The 20,840-nt window shown below is 41.0% G+C and carries 19 protein-coding genes; 16 read left to right on the top strand and 3 right to left on the bottom strand.

All coding sequences use genetic code 11. From position 1 onward, the window contains the following. The first annotated feature begins 1 nt into the window (after position 1). Together ACRWP9_RS03400 and ACRWP9_RS03395 are read left to right on the top strand one after the other, a co-directional pair. Positions 2-565, top strand: coding sequence for a cytochrome c oxidase assembly protein (locus tag ACRWP9_RS03400; protein WP_434927846.1), 564 nt, complete (start codon positions 2-4; stop codon positions 563-565). Then, positions 562-1,437 (top strand): cytochrome c oxidase subunit 3, encoded by an 876-nt coding sequence (locus ACRWP9_RS03395; protein ID WP_434927845.1) that lies wholly within the window; start codon positions 562-564, stop codon positions 1,435-1,437. The genes ACRWP9_RS03400 and ACRWP9_RS03395 overlap by 4 nt, the downstream gene beginning before the upstream one ends. Positions 1,438-1,457: 20 nt before the next feature. On the opposite strand, the gene ACRWP9_RS03390 is transcribed toward ACRWP9_RS03395, so the two are convergent. Continuing rightward, positions 1,458-1,676 (bottom strand): DUF2909 domain-containing protein, encoded by a 219-nt coding sequence (locus ACRWP9_RS03390; RefSeq protein ID WP_226411902.1) that lies wholly within the window; start codon positions 1,674-1,676, stop codon positions 1,458-1,460. 55 nt (positions 1,677-1,731) lie between these two features. Between ACRWP9_RS03390 and ACRWP9_RS03385 the strand changes: the two genes are divergently transcribed. The 6 genes from ACRWP9_RS03385 to ACRWP9_RS03360 all read left to right on the top strand — a co-directional run bounded on the left by ACRWP9_RS03385 (position 1,732) and on the right by ACRWP9_RS03360 (position 7,015). Next, a complete protein-coding gene (locus ACRWP9_RS03385; RefSeq protein ID WP_434927844.1) occupies positions 1,732-2,439 on the top strand; it encodes an SURF1 family protein in 708 nt (235 codons plus the stop codon). Positions 2,440-2,479: 40 nt separating this feature from the next. Further along, positions 2,480-3,031, top strand: coding sequence for a hypothetical protein (locus tag ACRWP9_RS03380; RefSeq protein ID WP_226411906.1), 552 nt, complete (start codon positions 2,480-2,482; stop codon positions 3,029-3,031). Continuing rightward, entirely contained in the window at positions 3,031-4,011 is a 981-nt protein-coding gene (locus ACRWP9_RS03375) for a COX15/CtaA family protein (protein WP_434927843.1), read from the top strand. Before ACRWP9_RS03380 ends, ACRWP9_RS03375 begins: the two co-directional genes overlap by 1 nt. 15 nt (positions 4,012-4,026) lie before the next feature. After that, positions 4,027-4,935: a heme o synthase gene (gene cyoE / locus ACRWP9_RS03370; RefSeq protein WP_434927841.1), complete on the top strand. Its 909-nt coding sequence runs from the start codon at positions 4,027-4,029 to the stop codon at positions 4,933-4,935. Between the two features lie 81 nt (positions 4,936-5,016). Then, on the top strand, positions 5,017-5,682 hold the full coding sequence (locus ACRWP9_RS03365) for an SCO family protein (protein ID WP_434927840.1): 666 nt from the start codon (positions 5,017-5,019) through the stop codon (positions 5,680-5,682). 301 nt (positions 5,683-5,983) lie between these two features. Then, a complete protein-coding gene (locus ACRWP9_RS03360; RefSeq protein ID WP_434927839.1) occupies positions 5,984-7,015 on the top strand; it encodes a protein-glutamate methylesterase/protein-glutamine glutaminase in 1,032 nt (343 codons plus the stop codon). A 25-nt stretch (positions 7,016-7,040) separates the two neighbouring features. Here ACRWP9_RS03360 and ACRWP9_RS03355 read toward each other — a convergent pair whose 3' ends face one another. Further along, a complete protein-coding gene (locus tag ACRWP9_RS03355) occupies positions 7,041-8,099 on the bottom strand; it encodes a polysaccharide deacetylase family protein (protein WP_434927837.1) in 1,059 nt (352 codons plus the stop codon). Between the two features lie 14 nt (positions 8,100-8,113). Between ACRWP9_RS03355 and dinF the strand changes: the two genes are divergently transcribed. From dinF to ACRWP9_RS03315, 8 genes are all read left to right on the top strand, one after another. After that, the gene (dinF, locus tag ACRWP9_RS03350) at positions 8,114-9,451 is read left to right on the top strand and encodes an MATE family efflux transporter DinF (RefSeq protein ID WP_434927835.1); all 1,338 of its coding nucleotides are present in this window, start codon (positions 8,114-8,116) and stop codon (positions 9,449-9,451) included. 84 nt (positions 9,452-9,535) lie between these two features. Beyond that, complete coding sequence (locus ACRWP9_RS03345; protein WP_434927834.1) at positions 9,536-11,500, top strand: alpha/beta fold hydrolase; 1,965 nt, start codon at positions 9,536-9,538, stop codon at positions 11,498-11,500. A 168-nt stretch (positions 11,501-11,668) separates the two neighbouring features. Continuing rightward, the gene (locus tag ACRWP9_RS03340; protein ID WP_434927832.1) at positions 11,669-12,019 is read left to right on the top strand and encodes an FKBP-type peptidyl-prolyl cis-trans isomerase; all 351 of its coding nucleotides are present in this window, start codon (positions 11,669-11,671) and stop codon (positions 12,017-12,019) included. 295 nt (positions 12,020-12,314) lie between these two features. Beyond that, positions 12,315-12,641, top strand: coding sequence for a hypothetical protein (locus ACRWP9_RS03335; RefSeq protein ID WP_434927831.1), 327 nt, complete (start codon positions 12,315-12,317; stop codon positions 12,639-12,641). 245 nt (positions 12,642-12,886) lie between these two features. After that, complete coding sequence (locus tag ACRWP9_RS03330; RefSeq protein ID WP_434927830.1) at positions 12,887-13,165, top strand: hypothetical protein; 279 nt, start codon at positions 12,887-12,889, stop codon at positions 13,163-13,165. Between the two features lie 52 nt (positions 13,166-13,217). Continuing rightward, positions 13,218-14,390, top strand: coding sequence for a DNA cytosine methyltransferase (locus tag ACRWP9_RS03325; RefSeq protein WP_434927829.1), 1,173 nt, complete (start codon positions 13,218-13,220; stop codon positions 14,388-14,390). 31 nt (positions 14,391-14,421) lie between these two features. Further along, positions 14,422-17,439, top strand: coding sequence for an ATP-binding protein (locus ACRWP9_RS03320; protein ID WP_434927827.1), 3,018 nt, complete (start codon positions 14,422-14,424; stop codon positions 17,437-17,439). Further along, positions 17,439-19,448, top strand: coding sequence for a response regulator receiver domain (locus ACRWP9_RS03315; RefSeq protein ID WP_434927826.1), 2,010 nt, complete (start codon positions 17,439-17,441; stop codon positions 19,446-19,448). The genes ACRWP9_RS03320 and ACRWP9_RS03315 overlap by 1 nt, the downstream gene beginning before the upstream one ends. Here the strand turns inward: ACRWP9_RS03315 and ACRWP9_RS03310 are convergent. Next, positions 19,437-20,735: a restriction endonuclease gene (locus ACRWP9_RS03310; RefSeq protein WP_434927825.1), complete on the bottom strand. Its 1,299-nt coding sequence runs from the start codon at positions 20,733-20,735 to the stop codon at positions 19,437-19,439. The genes ACRWP9_RS03315 and ACRWP9_RS03310 overlap by 12 nt on opposite strands. Positions 20,736-20,840: the final 105 nt, after the last annotated feature.

The following is a 20,840-nucleotide window of genomic DNA, read 5'->3' as shown; positions in this document are numbered from 1 at the left end:
GATGAATCAGCCAACAAAATCGAATCGTAAATTACTGACCCTGCTTATTTTGGGCGCTGTGGGTATGTTCGGCTTTGGTTTTGCGTTGGTGCCTTTGTATGACGTGCTGTGTGATGCCTTGGGGATTAATGGCAAACCCCAAAGCACCGCCAGCACTTACCAAGCGGTGATTGTAGATAAAAGCCGCACCGTTACCATTGAATTTGTCGCGCAGGTGCAATCTGATATGTCTTGGGAATTTAAGCCTCAGGTCAATCGTATTACAGTGCACCCTGGAGAGCTTACCCATGCGAAGTTTTATGCCAAAAACTTATCGACAAAAGACACGGTTGGCCAGGCGATACCTTCAGTATCACCTGGTCAAGGTGCAGCCTATTTTAATAAAACAGAGTGTTTTTGTTTTAATCAACAACCGCTAGCGGCATCAGCAAGCGCTGAACTTCCACTGGTTTTTTACGTGGATCCTGATTTACCAGAATCCATTCATACATTGACTCTCTCTTATACCCTTTATGACATTACCGACAAAGTCGGCGGTGGTGTAAAGCAAGGAGCAGCAAAATGACCACAAAGCATGAAACCTATTATGTGCCAGCACAAAGTGCCTGGCCTATCATTGGTGCAATAGGCCTATTTTTAATCGCCTTTGGCGCAGGCAGTTACGTACAACAACTATCAACTGAAGCCAGTTATGGCGGTTATATTCTAATAACCGGTATCGCTGTGATCATATTTATGATTTTTGGTTGGTTTAAAACCGTGATTGATGAATCTATGTCCGGTTTGTATTCGGCGCAAATGGACCGTTCTTTTCGTCAAGGAATGAGCTGGTTTATTTTCTCTGAAATCATGTTCTTCGGGGCATTTTTTGGCGCATTATTTTATGCCAGAATGATTGCAATGCCCTGGTTAGGCGGTGCATCAAATAATGCCATGACCCATGAAGTATTGTGGCCAGCATTTGAAGCAGTATGGCCACTGGTTAAGACTCCAGATGGCACCACCACCAAAGCCATGCCATGGACAGGTTTACCGCTTATCAATACGATATTGTTATTAACCTCTTCGGTAACCTTACATTTTGCTCACACAAGTTTAGAAAAAGCGAAACGTACACCACTGAAAATTTGGCTAGGACTGACCATTCTTTTAGGTTCTGCGTTTTTGTTTTTACAAGTAGAAGAATATACCCACGCTTACCATGAAATGGGCTTAACGCTTGAGTCGGGAATTTATGGCAATACCTTCTTCTTGTTAACCGGTTTTCACGGTATGCACGTCACCTTAGGGACTGTATTTTTAATTGTACTGTTTTTAAGGGTGTTGAAAGGCCATTTTACCCAAGATAAACATTTTGCCTTCCAAGCAGGTAGTTGGTATTGGCACTTTGTTGATGTGGTGTGGTTATGTTTATTTGTGTTCGTTTACGTGTTGTAGCAACAGGTAAATAGCACATATTAGTAAGGCCGTGGGTTAGGCTCAATAATGCCTAGTCCCATGGCAATTAATAACAGAATAACCACGAATGCAGAAAACATTACCCTACGCCCTAAAAAGCGACTCATAGACTGAGTGTTTTCACCTTTAACCATAATAAATAATGCGCGGGCTAAATTAAATAGAATGAATACAAGCAGTAGCACTAAAACTAACTTAACGAACAGAGGGGCTGTCACAGGCAATCCTTTTGCGGGTATAGGTTGGGCCGCGTTTGTTTTTGTTGCTATTACTGTGAGCGTGTTTAGCATTCTGGTCAAGCTGGGTTTGTGGCAACTTGATAGAGCCGAATTCAAACAAGCTTGGGAACAAACGTTAATTGAAAGACAAAATCAACCTGCAATTACCTTTAAGTCCTTACAACAAATCATTACTTCACAGACAGCCGATGCGTCTGAGACAAATATTTTGACAGGCTACCGTGTAGCCGTTTCAGCTTCGCCAGCCTCTGACAAGGTTTTATTACTCGATAATCAAGTATACCAAGGTCAAGTGGGTTACTTGGCCTACCAAGTATTCCAAGTAAAGCAAACAGAGCCTCGATTATTAGTCGAACTTGGCTTTATACCAGCCAATAAAGATCGCCGTATTTTGCCGCAAATTAACCCTATTCCAGCTGGGCGATACAAATTGCTCGGGCGAATTTATCAAAAGCAAACTAATCCACTTAGCGACCATCTTATGGCTGAAACGGGTAATCCTATGCGCTTTCAAAATATTGCCATAGATGAGTTATCACAAACACTGGGGTATCCATTATTACCTGTGGTTTTACAACCTGACAATGTGCCCCATGTGGACTTACCACAACCCTGGCAACCCATTCCATTATCGGCCCATAAACATCAAGGATACGCACTGCAATGGTTCACTATGGCCGCAGTGTTTTTAGGATTAATGACTTGGCTGACACTGAAAAAGTGGCAGCAATTAAGGCGTTAAATATTTTTCCATTATATAACAAGTAATAAGAGGAGAGAGAATGAACTCCCAACCTAGAAAAAGTAATAAAACATTAATACTTTTGTTTGTGGTGTTTTTAGTGCCTGTGGCATTGGCCAAACTAGTATTAAGTATGGATTTGTACCATGGCGGCGCAACCAATAAAGGCGCGCTACTCAGTACAGACCTTACATACAGCACCCTAGACATGGATAACCCTAAGCCACATTTATGGCAATTGGTATATTTACTGCCAGAAAAGTGCGATGAACAATGTGTAGACAGATTATATATTATTAATCAAAGTCACATTGCCCTTGGGCGAGACCGCGACAGAATAGTTCCAATGATACTGCTGCAAGACAACAGTGATATCGAGGCGCTTAAACAGCTGCACATTCCTTTTGATACCGCCGTAATTAATAGCAAGATGGCTGAATTATTACGGTTACAACAAATGATTATCGTCGACCCATTAGGCAGTTTAGTCATGCAATATGACGCAGTATTGGGGCGTGATGCCAATATTGTTCAGGGCAAAGCGATCATTGCCGACCTACGTAAAATGCTTAAGTTGTCGAGGGTGGGTTAATGCATATTCCTCAACTGATTAAATTCACCTTAGTATTTACCTTAATGGTAATTCTAATGGGCGCTTACACCCGCCTGTCAGATGCGGGCTTAGGCTGTCCTGACTGGCCTGGGTGTTATGGTCATTTAACCGTTCCCAATGAAAGCCATGAACTGGCAAAAGTCGAAACCCATTTTCCTGAACACACTATTGAACCGAAAAAAGCTTGGCTTGAAATGATCCATCGCTACATTGCTGGCACATTAGGCCTTATGGTGCTGGTGATTTTAATCATGTGTTTAAAGCAACGTGAAGCGCCAAAAAAGTTGCCAATATTTATCTCAGCCTTAATCATTTTTCAAGCCGCGTTAGGGATGTGGACGGTCACCATGAAACTGATGCCGATTGTAGTGATGTCTCACTTAATCGGCGGTTTTGCCCTATTCTCACTATTATTCATTTTGTATTTACGTACCAAGCCGTTACGTATTCCCGGCGGTGATACTTATGCTCGAAAACTGGCGCCATTGGCTGCTATAGGCTTAGTGGTATTAGTGGTGCAAATCATGTTGGGTGGTTGGACATCCTCTAACTATGCTGCACTGGCCTGTACCACTTTGCCAATTTGTGAGGGGAATTGGATAGACAATCTGCGCTTTGCCGATGCGTTTTCACCCTTTCAAGGTGACCATCCCAGTTTTGAATATGGGGTATTAGATTATTCAACCAGAATGACGATTCACATCACTCATCGTATTTGGGGAGTATTCACCGCAGTAATGCTTGTTTGGTTGGCGTTCAAGTTATTAAAAGCACAATCATCCACCATTCGCACCAGTGCCTATTTACTTATTTTAATGGTAATTGTGCAAGTTGCGTTAGGCATCAGCAATGTGGTGATGAATTTACCATTAGGCATTGCAGTTTCACATAATGGCGGCGCAGCATTATTACTGCTCACCATGGTATTTATTAACTACGCCCTATGGCGTAAAGCGTAACTAGAGGACATAACAATGACAAAACCGATCATCCTCAACGCTCCAAGTGCGGCTCTCACATTACAGTGGCGGGCATACTTTGAAATGACTAAACCCAAAGTGGTAGCATTGATGCTACTGACGGTGTTAGTCGGCATGTGTCTAGCATTACCAGGAGCCGTACCACTACAACCTTTAATTGTCGGTATGGTCGGCATAGGATTAATGGCAGGCGCAGCAGCCGCTTTTAATCACCTTATTGACCGAAAAATAGATGGCCTAATGGCGCGAACCTATAACCGTCCATTGCCTAAAGGTAAAATATCTGGCGTAAAAGCGGCAGTGTTTGCGGTATCTATTGGGGTGCTAGGATTTGTGATGCTGTATGCCTGGGTTAATCCCCTCACAGCTTGGCTTACCTTTGCCAGCCTAATTGGTTACGCCTTGGTCTATACCACGTATTTGAAACGTGCAACATCGCAAAACATTGTAATTGGCGGCTTAGCAGGCGCAATGCCCCCTTTACTTGGCTGGACTGCTGTCACCAATGAAATGCATGGTCATGCGTTATTGTTGGTGATTATTATTTTCACCTGGACACCGCCGCATTTCTGGGCGCTAGCTATTCATCGACGTAAAGAGTACGCCAAGGTTGATATTCCAATGCTGCCAGTTACCCACGGCGTTGAGTTTACCAAAACCTGCATTTTGTTATACACAGTCCTATTAGCCATAGCGTGTTTATTACCCGTATTAGTCGGAATGTGTGGCCCGGTTTATTTGGTTGGTTCAACGCTACTGAGTTGTGGATTTATTTATAAAGCTTGGCAGCTTAAGTACCATGACTACTCAGGTTTAGCGATGAATGTGTTTAAGTTTTCTATATACCACTTAATGGTGCTATTTATCATCTTGCTGGTTGATCATTACTTGTGGGTGAATTAATCCGTTAAGTTTAATCGTGACTTACAGTAACAATGCACAAGCTAAATTGGCAGCTAACATCAATATCTAGGGAAGTGGTAAATGGGTAAGCGCAGTATTATCGTCGCACTGATCATTATGGCATTCGGGGGCATAGTCGCTAATCAATGGCTAAGCCCTGCAGATAATATGCCTTCAACGTCACTTGCTAAGCCGCAATACGACTCCCTAGATTTAGCCACCAGCTTTATTTACGATAATCCTCGTAAATTAGCGCCGTTTAGTTTGAGTGATCAATATGGCAATACTTTTACTAATAAAAATTTAACAGGTAAATGGAGCCTATTTTTTATCGGCTTCACCTCATGCCCAGATGTGTGCCCAACAACGCTTAATAAATTAGCCGCAGCTTATCCCGCGTTACAGCAAATATCTGACTCCATACAAGTGGTGTTTGTATCAGCCGATCCTGACCGTGACACGCAAACCAAACGTCTAGATTACATCAACTTTTTTAATAGTGACTTTAAAGCCATTACCGCTGAACACGCTCAGCTATTTCCCTTTAGCCGCGATCTCGGCTTTGCTTATGCAATGGTAGGTGATGGTGATGATTATCAAGTCGACCACAGTGCATCATATGTACTGGTCTCACCTAATGCGGAAAAAATAGCGGTATTTAAAGCCAAGCCTAAGCCGGGTGAGACACCTCAAATACTGAATAATGAGCTAATTGCTGATTTTAAAAAGATCGTTGATAACACTTAACAACTGTTGATTATGCTTAAAAAACCGTAAGCCCTAAAAAGTACACTTTAAATATTTTATATCATTGCTTTACACATCAGATACTTGACTCTGCCTATAAAGGCACCAATACTTGAAAGGTACTCCCGCTCATTTTTCAAAAATAGGTGAACCAACGCATAACTCAACGTTCAAACCGTTATGAATTAATCACGCTCAAAGCCAGCATAACTTAACTACTGGTGTCTAGTTTATAGGACACGCTATTTATTTCGCCCGTAAGGGAGTAACGTATTATTATCACCACTTGAAAGGAGGCTAAATGATTAAAGTATTGGTCATAGATGATTCTGCCTTAATGCGCCAGCGACTCACTCAGATGCTTGATACTGATGATAATATTATTGTTGTGGGTGAAGCAGAAGATCCCTATGAAGCTCGCGAACTTATTAAACAACTTTCACCTGATGTGTTAACCCTTGATGTTGACATGCTAAAAATGGATGGGCTGGCTTTTTTGCGTAATTTAATGCGCCTAAGACCCATGCCAGTCTTGATGGTGTCTTCGCTCACTAAAAAGGCAGCCGACATCACCTTAGAAGCACTCTCTTTGGGGGCTATAGATTATATTGTTAAGCCACAAAACCATTATCAAAATAGCCTATCATTATTTCAAAATAATTTAGTTCAAAAAGTCACCGCTGCAGGACAAGTGTCCTTTGATGCACCACCGGCTATTCGCCATCATCATGCAATAGCTCCCCCAGTGACGGGGAAGTTTAAAAATGGACTTATCGCCATAGGGGCGTCAACAGGAGGCATTGAAGCGATTCAAACCATTCTGATGGCATTACCCGCAAATATGCCACCCATTGTGATTACCCAGCATATACAGCCAGTATTTAGCAGCTCATTTGTAGCTAGGCTAAATCAAAATTGCCACTTAAATGTGATAGAAGCCCAAGGCGGTGAAAAGCTCACCCCAGGTAACGTTTATATTGCCCCAGGGGATCAGCATTTAGCCATCGAACCTGAAGGCAACCACTTTAAAACAAAACTACTTAACACTGGGCCAGTAAACCGCCATAAACCCTCGATAGACGTATTATTTAATAGCGTCGCTGAACATGCGGCTCAAAACTCTGTTGGTATTATACTGACCGGAATGGGCGCCGATGGCAGCACAGGTCTGCTTGCAATGAAACAAAAAGGGGCTTATACCATAGCCCAAGATGAAGCTTCGTCGTTGGTGTGGCAAATGCCCAGTGCCGCGGTTGCCATTGAGGCAGCCAGTGAAGTATTACCTCTAACTCAAATTAGCGACAAACTACTGACCTTACTCACCATCAGTTAATGTGTTTTTATGAGAATAGGTTTCGCTATTCTTCACGCCAAGTACCATCATTTTTAGGCCTTACCCAAGCTTGTGAAAACCAATAATAGCCTGTTTGGGTTTTACTAGGCACAGTACAATTGTAGCGCTTTCGTCCTGCGGGTAAATCGCGCTTCGCCTGCACAGAAAAAGTATTATCATTAACCCAAATAGTAGGCTGACTTCCCTGGCCCTGCACAAAACACATCATTTGGTGCTTATCAATATCAGTGGTGTCGACGGTTACCTCAAGCAAAGGGCGCCATTGGCCATTTTTTAATTGTGGATCGGTAATGTTTTGCTTAATTACCGGCATGTTCAAGCTGGTAAACTTTAGTGTTAACTCAGACAGTTCCGCGTAATCAAAGGCTACCGGGAAACGCGGCAATGCCGTGAGTGATGAATACTGACCTGCGGCACCCGATTGCTGACCCAAGCCGACAAAACCCAACTCATCCAGCAATGAGGTTAACTCAGCATTATATTCACCATATGGATATGCCAGCATTTTCACACTTTGCCCTGTTTGCTGCTTAATTTCAGCTTCTGTTTTCAACAGGTTTTGCCCAACCCGCTGCCGCCATTGCACAGTGGTTTCATTGGCAAGATAGCGAATTAAATGCTCATGCCCCCAACTATGATTGGCGATTGTCGCCCCTTGTTCAGTAAGTTTGTTTATCTGCTGCCAGCTCATCATCCCCTTATATTCTGCATCGATAGGCTTAACAGAGATAAACACAGTAAATGGGAATTGATGCTTAGCTAAAATAGGTGCGGCATTTTCAATAATGCTGTCATAACCATCATCAAAGGTAATAACGATTTGCTTAGGCGATCCAGTTTGCTGCAATTTTATTTGTTCAACAGCCTGAGTCAGAGACATAACCGTAAAGTCGTTGTCAGCCAAATATTGCATTTGTTCGGCAAATTGAGCTAGGGTAACTGAGGTACTTTTGGGTGTACTGTCAGACACATGGTGGTATTGTAATATCACCACGGCATTGGCCAATGACGATATAACCCCCGTTAATATTGCGCCCGCCACTAACATGACTTTTTTAAGCATAGTGTTTCCCAAATATGTCTGTGTTTCGTTTACTGTTAAATGGCGATAAAAACCGCCAATTAATGGCGCTAGCCATTCCAATGATTTTATCTAATATCACAGTGCCACTATTAGGCTTAGTGGACACTGCGGTTATTGGCCATCTTGGTGAAGCCTATTACTTAGGCGGAGTGGCGCTGGGCAGTACCATTATTACCTTAATAATATGGTTATTAGGCTTTTTACGTATGTCGACCACAGGGTTAGTGGCACAAGCTTTTGGCGCAAACGATCACCATACCCAGCAGCAATTACTTATTCAAGGGGTCAGTTTAGCGCTTTTGCTGGCCTTTTTCGCCCTTCTATTCCAACAGCCGATATTGTCATTAGCGCTGCACTTAACTGAAGCCAGCGAGCAAGTACAATTTTATTGTCGTCAGTATGTGGAGATCCGCATTTGGTCATTGCCTTTCGCCTTAACTAACCTAGTGTTATTAGGCTGGCTACTTGGTAGGCAACAACCCAAAGCTGCTATGTGGCAGCTAATTATTGCCAACATTGTTAATATTATTCTAGATGTGGTGTTTGTAATTGGTTTTCAATGGAACGTACAAGGTGCGGCTTTAGCATCTGTTATCGCTGATATGTGTGCATTTAGTGTGGCGGTAATTATGGTTAAACAGCAGCTGCAAAAGCAGCCTGGTTTTACCTGGCCACAGTTAACCCAACACTTAAGCTTTACAGGCTTATCACGCTTACTCACCTTAAACCGCGATATATTCATTCGCAGCTTATGCCTGCAAGCGGCATTCAGTTTTATGGCTTTTTATGGCGCAGGGTTAGGTGACGATACCTTAGCCGCTAATGCGGTACTGCTCAATTTATTGATGTTGATATCGTATGCGCTGGATGGGGTAGCTTACTACGCCGAAGCAGAAGTTGGCCGCGCTGTAGGACAAAATAACCCCAGCTTATTGTTTGAATCTGTTAGCCTAGCATTTGCCTGGTCAGCGATTATCGCCGTTATTTTCAGTGTCTTCTTTTGGTTGTTTGGTCAATATATTATCAACGCTCTGACCAATATCCCCAGCGTGCAACAAACGGCCAGCACATACCTTATGTGGCTTATCGCCATGCCTATTTTAGCCTTTGGCTGCTATTTATTTGATGGCGTTTATATTGGTGCCGCCCAGGGGCATATTATGCGTAACAGCATGATAATCGCCACCTTTGGGGTTTACTTTCCACTCTGGTGGAGCTTGCAATCCTTTGGCAACCACGCCTTATGGGGCGCATTGTGTGCATTTATGCTATTTCGCAGCATTAGTTTGGGTTGGCATTATCAATATCGACTTAAACTAAAATTTGGGTAAATACTCAAAAAGCAGTAAACTTTGATGAATTACACGGTAACATCCTGGTTACATGTCAAAATAACAATTTAGTTTGGATATTTAATGAAACGGACTTTAGCTCTTTTTTCCAGTGCATTTGCATTGTTACTCGCTTTGCTTGTTGCACAACCTTCATTTGCCACTCCCTCTACACCACAACAACTGCCTGTTGAAGCTTTTGCCAGCATTCCCGACGTAACCAATGTCACCCTTTCACCTGATGGTAAAAACATTGCAACAGTTGTTCGGTTGGATTTAGATACTCAAAAAGGCTCATTAGTTAATATTTATAATGTTGCTTCTGGTAAGTCAGTTTATCCAGTACAAACTGACAACCAAAAATTCACCATTACCGGCTTATCCTGGGCAAGTAATGACATATTATTTATTTATGCCAAGTTTCCAGCCATACGATATGGCACGCCAACCAATGAATGGCGGTTATTTAAATATTCTATCTCTGAAAATGAATTATCAAGTGTGATTAAACCCATGGTTTTAAAACGCTTTAAATGGGTGCCACAAATTCAATCTGATATTATTGATATGCTCAAAGACGATGATGACCACATTCTGATGCAATTTACTGGATTAGGTAGCAAACCAGAAAATGAAACAGTAATGAAAATTAACCTCACCGACGGCCGCTCAAGTGCTGTGCAATATGCGGTAAAAAATGTCATCGATTGGACGACGGACAAACAACATCGAGTACGAGTCGGCATCTTTCAAGATGACACCCATTATAAAATCATTGAACAAGCCGATAACAATGAAAGCTATCGTACGTTATGGGAATTTGAGGCGTTTGCTGAAGATCAAGTTTGGCCAATGGGCTTCGGTGAAGACCCTAACATTTTATATATTCAAGCCTACCATGAAGGCTATAAAGCTATTTTCAAAGTGAACCTCACTGATCCTAAACTCACCAAAGAGCTGGTGTTTAAGCGCGATAATCTTGATGTCACAGGGGGGTTAATTTACTCCAAAGTAAAACAACAAATCGTAGGTGTAAGTGATGGTGCTGACTCGGAATACACTTTTTGGGATGAAGAATATATCGCCCTCATTAATGGCTTGAATCAAGTGTTGCCCGACACCCGCAATTTTATTACTCAATACAGTGAAGACGAGCGCAGTTACATTGTATTCTCTACCAGCGCAACCGACTCAGGCACTTATTATTTAGGTAACAGAGATGCCAAAACATTGATCCCTATTGCTTATCGCTACAAAAATTTATTCCCTGAATTAATGGCCAGTACCGAAAGTATTAACTACAAAGCCCGTGATGGTTTAAATATTGAAGGTTTTCTAACAACGCCAAAAAACGCATTAAAAACTAAACTACCCACCATTGTATTCCCCCATGGCGGACCAATTAGTTTCGACAACAATAGTTTTGACTATTGGACCCAATACTTTGCAAATCGCGGCTACGCGGTATTGCGGATGAACTTTAGAGGGTCAGACGGATACGGCTACGACTTTATGAAAGCAGGTATCAAAAACTGGGGACTTGAAATGCAAACCGACGTAGAAGACGGTACACGCTGGCTTATTGAACAAGGCGTTGCTGACCCTAAAAGAATTTGTATTGCTGGGGCAAGTTACGGAGGCTACGCCGCATTAATGGCCGTTGCAACCACCCAAAATTTATTTCAATGTGCGATTAGTTTTGGTGGTGTGATGGATGTGGAAGACTTAGTCAAGTCACACCGTCGTTACCGCAACTTTGAAATTGTGAAGCAGCAAATTGGCGACGATTATGATGCACTTTATGCCCGCTCCCCTGTCAGTAAAGCCAAAGACATTAATGTGCCAGTGCTATTAATTCACGGCGAGAAAGATCGGGTTGTCGACGTTGAGCACAGTGAAGATATGTTTGATGCATTAACTAAGTACAATAAAAATGTCCAATTTGTTGAGCTTGAAGATGGCGACCATTACCTTAGTGACAATGCTGACAGACTTAAAACCTTTTATGCTATTGAAGCCTTTTTACAAAAGCATTTACCGGTGAACTAATTAAACACCACACGCTATTAGAGTGTTACTTAAGCTAACAGCTTTAAATATGCCCGTATCAACTGCTATGATACGGGCATATTTTTTGGCTTTTTAGCCAGTCTACTGGCATCAGACACTCATTAATAACATTCACAAAAATCGACAAAACAATCAATAAGACACCCTATGACCTCATCAACATTGACAGATTTAATCATCAACGACACCCAAATAGGAACGGGTAAAGCCGCCGAAAAAGGCGCACTTATTACCTGTAAATATACTGGCAAGCTAGCCGACGGCACTGTGTTTGACAGTTCTGATACATTTCAAGTGGTGATATCCGCTAAGCGGGTTATTCAAGGATGGTATATGGGCATTATTGGAGACAATCCGATGAAGGTCGGTGGCAAGCGTCAATTATCAGTGCCAGCAAACCTTGGTTACGGCGAGCGTCAAATTGGCGAGAAGATCCCGCCTCATTCAGATTTGTTTTTTGAAATTGAATTGCTTGAAGTATTAACCCGTGATGATTAAGTCACGCCTTTAATGACATCGCCATTCACGCCTCAGTAATGGTTACGGATAAGTCTACAAACATAATGCGTGATGCTAAGGAATAATATGACTTCTGGCGGCTCGAAAACTAGCCGATCTTTAGCTAAACCCAAACTAAATATACAGCTCAAAAGCACAAAATCATTATAGGCAAACGCTACTGATAATCTTACATATCAAACTCTATTTTTGCTCAAAAAGTTAGCTAAAAACCGCTAAAATCAAGGTTTATACTATAATCTATATACCTTGAAAAAATGTAAGAGTAATAATCATGCAGCCATATTTACAAGCTTTTGAGACTCAGTTTAATTTGGGGTTTAGCCTTAGTGATTATCCATTTTTAATCGATAATAGTTACGGTAACGACACTTGTGTAAGCTTTTATTTTAGGCAAGGTGATCAATACAAAATATTGTGGGTTGATCATGAAATAGCCGATGAACGTGAAGAAGACTGCGCCCGTTTCATTATCGAATCAGCCACCAATGAAGGTAATGATGCTTTCCCCGAAATATACGCTGGTACTGAAGCTGTTAACATCTTTGAGTGCGAAACAAGTGAAGATCTAATAGCTTATCTTAATCTCATTTCCACATAGCGAAACAGCCAGCCACATAGTCCTCTGCAACACGCCGTAAACCCATCCATGGGGGCTTGACGAAAACATCCTGTTTTCAACAGTTGCATATGCCGATATGGCAGGCTTTGGCAAGCTCATATGATTTAACTTCTCAATAAATCATCATTTCCGGTGTTTAAAACAGGCCAATGTGACTCATAGTCCGTGGACTCTTTATTTATGATTACTGACAATAAAACTTAGCATTTATTGGAGGTAAAAATATGTGTGGTAATTCATATACCGAAATTGTTGAAGACACTATTGATGGTTTTGATATTTACATAGAACCTAATCCAGACCAATACAGTGGTGGTTATGTTTGGTCGGTATCGAAAAATAATGAAGAGCTAGAGAGCGGGTTGGTTTTTACTGTCGATGATGGTCTTAAAGAAATACATAAATTCATCAATACAAGCTCACTTTCTTATACCCGAAACATCATAAAAGATTTAGGATCTGAGAAATCATCAACCTTGAATAATGAAAAGCTAGCAGAATAGCGCTTGCCATGTATAATTTGCGGTTCGAATTTTGCGTTTAGGCTAATGATTAATGAAAGCGATAGATCTCTTTGCTGGTGCCGGTGGCTTCTCCTTAGCCGCACATCAATGTGGTATTGATGTAGTAGCAGCCATAGAGTTAGATAAAGCCGCTTCCATTACTTATCAAGCGAACTTAATTGAACAGCTAAAAGCACCAACAAAACTCATTAATGGTGACATTAATGAAGTCGATCTCCCCGCCTTGATGAAAGAGCTACAACTTAAATCCGGTGAGTTAGATTTATTGCTTGGTGGCCCTCCATGCCAAGGCTTCTCAACACATCGCATCAATAATGCTGGCATTGACGACCCTAGAAATCAGTTGCTGTTAAAGTACTTCGATTTTGTTGATGGCCTGCAACCAAAAGCTTTCTTAATCGAGAACGTGGCAGGATTACTGTGGAAGCGCCACGAAGACTATCTACATCAGCTGTTAGTGTTGGCAGAAAAGCATGGCTACACCATTCATTTTTGCGGAATACTAAACGCTAAAGACTACGGTGTGCCACAAAACCGTAAGCGTGTGTTTATTTTTGGTACACATAACGATTTGAATATTGAAAACTCAGACTTTCCACCTGCAGCGACACATTTTGCGCCAACCACTAAAAATGAGCCTAAATGGAAAACCGCGTCTAGCGTGTTTGAAAAGCTCACTTCAGAATTAATAGACTTTTATATCGAAGATTATTTCCGTCCCAAAACGAAAATGACCGATGAAAATGCAAGATTACTATTAGCATCTTTAGAACACGGCGAACCAGTTAACCCGACTGACGTATGCAACATCAATATGCAGCCAACACCTAAGATGATTATCCGATTCGAAAATACGCCTCTTAATGGGGGGAGAGAAGACTCAGGACACACTCTAAAATGTCATTCAAATGGCTATAAAGGCCATAAAGATGTGTATGGCCGGATCATGATCCACCTACCTGGCAACACCATGACTACGGGCTGTAACAACCCTTCAAAAGGCCGTTTTGTTCACCCCTGGAAGAACCATGGCATGACGCTACGCCATGCTGCTCGCTTCCAAACCTTTCCTGACAGCTTTAATTTTTTAGGCAACTCGACTCAACAAGGTAAACAGATAGGTAACGCTGTTCCTCCTTTACTCGGTAAGGTTCTAATTAAATCGATAATAAATGGATTGAATTTAAAAAAGTGCATAGAATAGGTTTCATTATTTTCCAATGTAACCATTTGATATGAGCAATGAATCTTCAAGAAAATCGGTTTCGTTTAAGGCTCAGGCTCGAACTATCGATCACCTAGGTAAAGGCCAAATAGCTGATGCGCCCACAGCTGTTAGTGAGCTTTGGAAAAATTCTTACGATGCTTATGCTCGAGATGTAGCCCTCCATTTATTCGATGATGATATAAAATGTGGTGCAATTATCGATAATGGCTGCGGCATGACTTACGAGCAGTTAAGCAATAGCTGGCTAACTATTGGTACATCATCAAAAACAAAAAAAAACCTCCTACCTGAAGAAGATCGTTTTGGCTTAAAAGATAGATATACCCAAGGTGAAAAAGGTATTGGCAGGCTTTCAACTGCTTTTTTAGCCCCAGTCACCCTTATTGTGACTAAAAAAGGCAATACACAATATTCGGCAGCACTAATTGATTGGCGTTTATTTGAAAATACCTATCTTAGTTTGCATGATATTAAAGTTCCTATGCAGCAGTTTGATAATCTAAGTGAATTACCTTCTGTATGTTCAGGTCTACAGAAAGACATGCTTAAAAATCTAGCCTTAAACCCAAAAACTGAAGATGAAAAAATGCTCCGCCATATGTGGCAGCGCTTTAGTGAAGATGAGCAAGAAGCGTTCGATTTTCGACACAACAGCCAAGATAACGAAGTATTTATATCTACCGAGCAGAAAGTTAGACAATTAAGTGAAAACTTTACTTTCAAATCAAGTCACAGCGATAGTTGGGCCACTTTGTTAGATAAAGTTACTGACCTAGATGAAGCAGAACATGGCACTGCACTTTTTCTTTTAGACTTGAATCGCGACTTAGCTTTACTTACCAACAGGGGAAACATGAGCCGTGAGGCCGATGAGTATCAAGCAATTCAACGTGATTTAGTCGATACCTTACGTGCATTTGTTGACCCATTTAACCGAGAATCGAGTGACAATAATGAATTTCATTATGAAATAATTGCCTTTGATAATGTTGGTTACTCCCGCGGTGATCGAACCGAAATTCTTAACTACCAAGACGTATTTGATTATTCTCAGTTTGAGACATTAGAACATAAAGTAGTTGGGGTGATTGACGATAAGGGCTGGTTTAGAGGTCAGGTAACCGCTTTTGGAAAAGAATACCCTGATGTGGCATTTCCCTGTCGAACCTCAGGTATGGATGCATTAACAAAAACGGGTGCTTTTGACTTTAAATTAGGTACGTTTGAAATTGAGCTTGCTAAATCGACTCATGAACCAGAACACCATGCATATTTAAAAGAGCAAGCTGAAAAATACGCTGGATTTATGATCTTCCGTGATGGTTTACGAGTTCTACCATATGGCCGTTCAGATAATGATTTTTTTCAGATAGAAGAAAATAGAGGAAAGAATGCTGGTCGATATTATTGGGCTTCTCGTCGTTTATTTGGCCAGGTTTTATTAGAACACAAAAGCAACCGCTCATTAAAAGATAAAGCTGGTCGTGAAGGTTTTGTGAAAAATGAAGCTGCCAGAGAGCTTAAGGTATTGATAAGATCTCTTCTATTAAAGCTTGCAGATACTTACTTTGGTACTAATTCCGAAGAACGAAAAATAATGCTTGACCAGTTATCGAAAGATAAACAAAAACAGCTTAAAGCCCGTAACTCATCAGCACGACTGTCCAAAAAAACTTTTACAAGTGCAATGACGGCCAACCTACCTAAACTAACTCTTCATGTAGAATCTGCTCGAAGCTTTCATAAAGAGCTAGAAGATGGGGTAACATTATCGCTTCACCATTTGGATGAGCTAGTTAAAGGCATCGATAAATTAGAAGCACTAAGACCTGAGCTAAAAGCGCCCAACAAGCCCGCTAAGATGGATGATTACCTCGAAGAACAGTACCGTAGCTATCGTGATTTATTTGGCGAACTCAGTGAGCTTTTACAAACTTGCCGTGAGCGCTTAAATAAACTAGAAACGCTAAGCCAGCAACGCTCACCAATGGAAAGTGCGCAGAACAAATATAACGCTATTGATTTAGCACTGACAAAACAGGTAAATCGATATGCCAATGATATCGATAAAACCCTTGAGCGTTTAGTGATTACTTGGAAAAAAACAGCGCGAGTGGATAAAGAAGTATTTGAACAACAAGCCTTGCCATTACTCGATGCAGTAACCAACGCTAGTGATACAACTCAAGTGCTTAATTCATTAGATAAAATTTATCGCGATTTAGCCGATGATATTGCCACCAAGTATGAAGGTTTTTTACAAGCCCTTGATAAATTAGAGCAAGGTGTTGATCTAGAATCAGCTTTTACCTTGGCTGAAGACGAACGCGTAAAAGCGGAGCAAGAAATTACTCAAATGCGCAGCCTTGCGCAACTAGGTATTAGTTTTGAAATTTTAGCTCATGAACTTAGCACACAAGATAAAGCGGTAACTCGCTCGCTCAATGCCATGAGCGTTGGCGCAAAACAAGAGTTAGGCTTTAAAAATGCAATGAAAGCGCATAAACAGTTTACCGAATACCTCAGGTTTTTATCGCCGCTTAAGCTTTCCGGTTATCAAACCCGCGATGACATTACAGGGCAAGATATAGTCAAAAATGTAAAGCTGTTCTTTCAAGATCAGTTTGAACAACAAAACATTAAACTAGAATTTAGCGATGCCTTCATGCGTATGAATATTGTTGATGTAAAGTCACGGATTATCCCGGTGTTTATCAATTTACTGAACAACGCGCAGTATTGGGTGGCTTTAGCCGAACAAGAGCGCGAAATAAAGGTGGATATCATTAATGATTTGGTCGTAATTGCGAATAATGGACCAGCTATTGACCATGACGATATTGGCAATCTATTCCAGCTGTTTTATAGCCGCAGGCCAACAGGCAACGGTGTGGGTTTGTACCTGTCTAAACAAAACCTTGCGATAGCTCGCCACAATATCTGGTATGCCCAAAAGCCAGAAGAAAAGCTAATTCAAAATGGTGCCAATTTTGTAATTCAATTTCGCGGAATGGAAGTAAGATAATGCCACAAGCCTACAAACAACAAATTACCAAAACATTTCGCGATGATGCTATTCGTTCGGTGCTTCTAATTGATGATGATTACCATCCATATACTGATTTAGCTCAAAAGCAGCAAGAACTTATCGAAGAGATCCAGAAGATTGCACCTAAGTTACCAGAGGGGGAGCTACCACCTGCTATACCTCAGGATGCTAAGGATGTAAAGTTAATGTTGTCCGAAGTATATGCCAAGATAGAACTTCTTCGTGAGTCAGCTAAGTCTATTGCCGATAGTTTTAAACGTACTTCGGTCGCCGCTGAATTTGGTCGTTTTTTTCACAACGCTAAATGTATTTGTGATGTTGAAAAGCAAACTGCTCAACTAAACCCAGAAAAAGTACGAAAAAGCGATCTGATAATTTTAGATTATTGTTTAAACAGAGATGACCCATCTGCATCATTGCAGCTGCTTAGGGAGTTAAGTTCAAGTAAACACCTAAATTTAGTCGTTATATACACAAACAAATCTTTGTCTGAAGTTTGGCTAGAAATTGCAGCAACATTGAGAGGGCCTAAGACTTTAACCCCGCAAGAATATTTTTCAGATGACCCAATCTCATTGTCCCTTTGGGATGATGCTTCAGATGAATACCAAGAATTCTGGTCAACTTTATCTCGACCAGAAGAAGTGAGTTTTATCCTGGATGGGCCAGCCCATCCTATAACAGATGAACTTCGAGTTCGGTTCTGGAGTGATATTCAAGCTCGAGAAGAGTTTGATCAAGATATTCACAAGGAGCCTACTACCGCTATTGTTAATTATTTGTGCGAGCTTGATATTAGTGAAAAAAACCTGCTAACTGCTGGAAGGGAAAAGTCGCATATACATGGCAAGGATAATATTTGGATTCAGTGTGGAGAGGTGTTTATCGCTTTATGCGAAAAGAAAGATAGTTCATCTGAAGAGATAGTCACACAACCACAAGCTGTATGGGACAAACTAGAAGAAGCACTTCATAGCTGGTATCCAAGCTTTTATCGAGTGGTTTTATCTGAGCTTCAAAACCGAATTGAAGACTCAAATTTCTCTATGTCTAAAATTGTTGGTAAGCCCGAACATGAGCAGATAGCTTTACTATGGTCAATATTGAAAGAAGATCCTAATAGACAACTCATTATATCTGAGAGCTTATTACATCATTTACTTCAGGATATATCAGATGAGTTGCTTCATAGGGATAATAAAGCTGTCCCTAACTTGATAAAATCAGTTGCTAATTCTACTGTTGAAAATCCTCCAGTATTTATTCCGTTTAAAAAATCTAATTCTCAGCCACATAATGAATTTGTACAAAAAGCACTGGAAGTATCAAAATCTAATTTTAAAACCAATCAAGAAAAGTTCGATCAAAACTTCCATATGAGTGTCGCCCATGCTCATAATAAACTGCTATCAACAAAGCGCTCTTTACCTGAGTACATCACTACAGGGACAATTTTAAAATCTAGCGAAGGGAAGCAAACTAATTGGTATGTATGTGTTACGCCAAGCTGTGATACGGTACCGAATCAAGAAACGGATGAGGTAGCAAGATGGTTATCACCTCATAGACTGTTAAGCTTCATAAAACTTACCCGAGAAGAATTATGTGACGCACTAAGTGTTGCAACTCAATCTTCTCATGTTTTTATTACTGATATCGATGGAGAGAGAGTCGCTCTGAGGGTGATAAATCAGATTACCAAGCAGCCAGACTTAGTCCAATTGATAGTTAAAAACCATAAAACTACCTACTTAACTACTGCAGGTATAACGGCGACCTCTATTACCTCTATTCAGAAAAAGAAGGGAAAAGGAAATTTACAAGAAAACAATCTTACATTGATACCAGTTGCTCAGTTAAAGTCCGCGTATGCTGCGCGTTTTCAAGCTATTAAGAGCCACCACGAAGGTAGAGTTGGGGTTGACTATATTCCTGCTTTTTTTAGCGAAATGAACCCTGCTGAACCTCCAGTTTTAGATATTTAAAACTTCTTCAGCTTGCCTTTGCTTTAATCGCGATGGATACACTGTATCCATCGCGATTAAAAACTCACCTACACTCGAATATATTTCACTTTCATAGACTATTTTGGCGACTTCTTCGGCGACTCTGAGGCCATGGATCAATATGATGGGGTATTTATCTTCAATCACTTCACGCTGCACAGAATCAGAAAAATAGCTGGTCGTAACATACACGCCTAGCCAACCACGTTTTAATCTGGCAACGGTACGAGCTATGTGATTACCACCAGTTGGGGTATTTAATGATTCACACTTGGCTTGACCCAACACAATCAATTCGACCTTAGAAAAGCCGCTACCCAGCGTGACCTTACCGATAAAATCTGCACCGCCGTCACTCGAGCCTTGGGTCACCCAACCTTTTTGATAAATACCTAAATCCCTATCGATAACGCGCTCCGCAATAACCTCTGCCAAGGCCTCGAAATTGTGTTTTTTGTCTGCATAAAAAGCATATATCTCATTTAATATTCTGTCTGTTTCACTGCCAGCTATAGGTCTTTGATTAACCGACTTTTCAAGGCGTAATTTTGAAACGCGTCGACGTAGTTTATTGAGTGAATTACTCCCCTCTTTAAGCCATTGTCGCCAACTCTTAGGTGCCGCTTGATTGGTAACATCTAAAGAGAACGCTTTTTTTCGTCGGCTATTAATCCAATCCCATTCAAATTTTTCATGCTCTGATGCAATACAAAAAACAGTAAAATCAAACGCGTAATTTGTGAAGGTACGCCCCAGTTTGTTATCCCATTGAGTCACTAACTCAACACTATTAATTACGCCTAGTCCTTGAAATTGAGGGTAGCCTTTAGCAACGCCGTTCATTACAACACGTTTAAAAAATAAAATTGGCGGTGTTAGTGAACGTTCTTGTGGGCAATGTGAATGGGCTAAACGAAACGCTTCAAGTAATGCTTTATTTCCGAGCGCGGTTGCGGGATCTTTACCAGGTTCCTTGTTATCACCGAAGTAACGAATATGACCATTATCAACATCGTAGAAATCTTCCCACGGTGTTTCTGATGAACCTTTTTTATTTGGACTACTGGAAATTAGTATTGCCGGGCGGACGAGTTCACCCAAGCTAGTTTTGATTTTGGCACAGGGATTAATTCCCTTTTCAAGCTGCAGATTGTTGGCTTCGATTGATTTTGTTAGAAAATGGAAATTGAGGTAGCCATCTTCATACATGTTTTCAGCAGTTGCTGGCTTTTTATATCTGAGCACATCACCAATTTGAATTTCCATATTCACCGACAAACAACAATACTTTATTGATGCGTAATATTACAGAGACTATTTAATAACACAATGTTATTGTTATACTTTATGGGTTTATTTCTAGGTAAAAGC

Source organism: Shewanella sp. HL-SH2, from assembly GCF_051164935.1.
Lineage (GTDB): Bacteria > Pseudomonadota > Gammaproteobacteria > Enterobacterales > Shewanellaceae > Shewanella > Shewanella glacialimarina.
Note: the sequence above shows the minus strand (reverse complement) of the source record. Positions and strands in the feature narration are given on the sequence as shown.

Coding starts and splice junctions, on each gene's coding strand:
- ACRWP9_RS03400 (WP_434927846.1), top strand. CDS start 2: ATGAATCAGCCAACAAAATCGAATCGTAAATTACTGACCCTGCTTATT.
- ACRWP9_RS03395 (WP_434927845.1), top strand. CDS start 562: ATGACCACAAAGCATGAAACCTATTATGTGCCAGCACAAAGTGCCTGG.
- ACRWP9_RS03380 (WP_226411906.1), top strand. CDS start 2,480: ATGAACTCCCAACCTAGAAAAAGTAATAAAACATTAATACTTTTGTTT.
- ACRWP9_RS03375 (WP_434927843.1), top strand. CDS start 3,031: ATGCATATTCCTCAACTGATTAAATTCACCTTAGTATTTACCTTAATG.
- cyoE (WP_434927841.1), top strand. CDS start 4,027: ATGACAAAACCGATCATCCTCAACGCTCCAAGTGCGGCTCTCACATTA.
- ACRWP9_RS03365 (WP_434927840.1), top strand. CDS start 5,017: ATGGGTAAGCGCAGTATTATCGTCGCACTGATCATTATGGCATTCGGG.
- ACRWP9_RS03360 (WP_434927839.1), top strand. CDS start 5,984: ATGATTAAAGTATTGGTCATAGATGATTCTGCCTTAATGCGCCAGCGA.
- ACRWP9_RS03355 (WP_434927837.1), bottom strand. CDS start 8,099: ATGCTTAAAAAAGTCATGTTAGTGGCGGGCGCAATATTAACGGGGGTT.
- dinF (WP_434927835.1), top strand. CDS start 8,114: ATGTCTGTGTTTCGTTTACTGTTAAATGGCGATAAAAACCGCCAATTA.
- ACRWP9_RS03345 (WP_434927834.1), top strand. CDS start 9,536: ATGAAACGGACTTTAGCTCTTTTTTCCAGTGCATTTGCATTGTTACTC.
- ACRWP9_RS03340 (WP_434927832.1), top strand. CDS start 11,669: ATGACCTCATCAACATTGACAGATTTAATCATCAACGACACCCAAATA.
- ACRWP9_RS03335 (WP_434927831.1), top strand. CDS start 12,315: ATGCAGCCATATTTACAAGCTTTTGAGACTCAGTTTAATTTGGGGTTT.
- ACRWP9_RS03330 (WP_434927830.1), top strand. CDS start 12,887: ATGTGTGGTAATTCATATACCGAAATTGTTGAAGACACTATTGATGGT.
- ACRWP9_RS03325 (WP_434927829.1), top strand. CDS start 13,218: ATGAAAGCGATAGATCTCTTTGCTGGTGCCGGTGGCTTCTCCTTAGCC.
- ACRWP9_RS03320 (WP_434927827.1), top strand. CDS start 14,422: ATGAGCAATGAATCTTCAAGAAAATCGGTTTCGTTTAAGGCTCAGGCT.
- ACRWP9_RS03315 (WP_434927826.1), top strand. CDS start 17,439: ATGCCACAAGCCTACAAACAACAAATTACCAAAACATTTCGCGATGAT.
- ACRWP9_RS03310 (WP_434927825.1), bottom strand. CDS start 20,735: ATGGAAATTCAAATTGGTGATGTGCTCAGATATAAAAAGCCAGCAACT.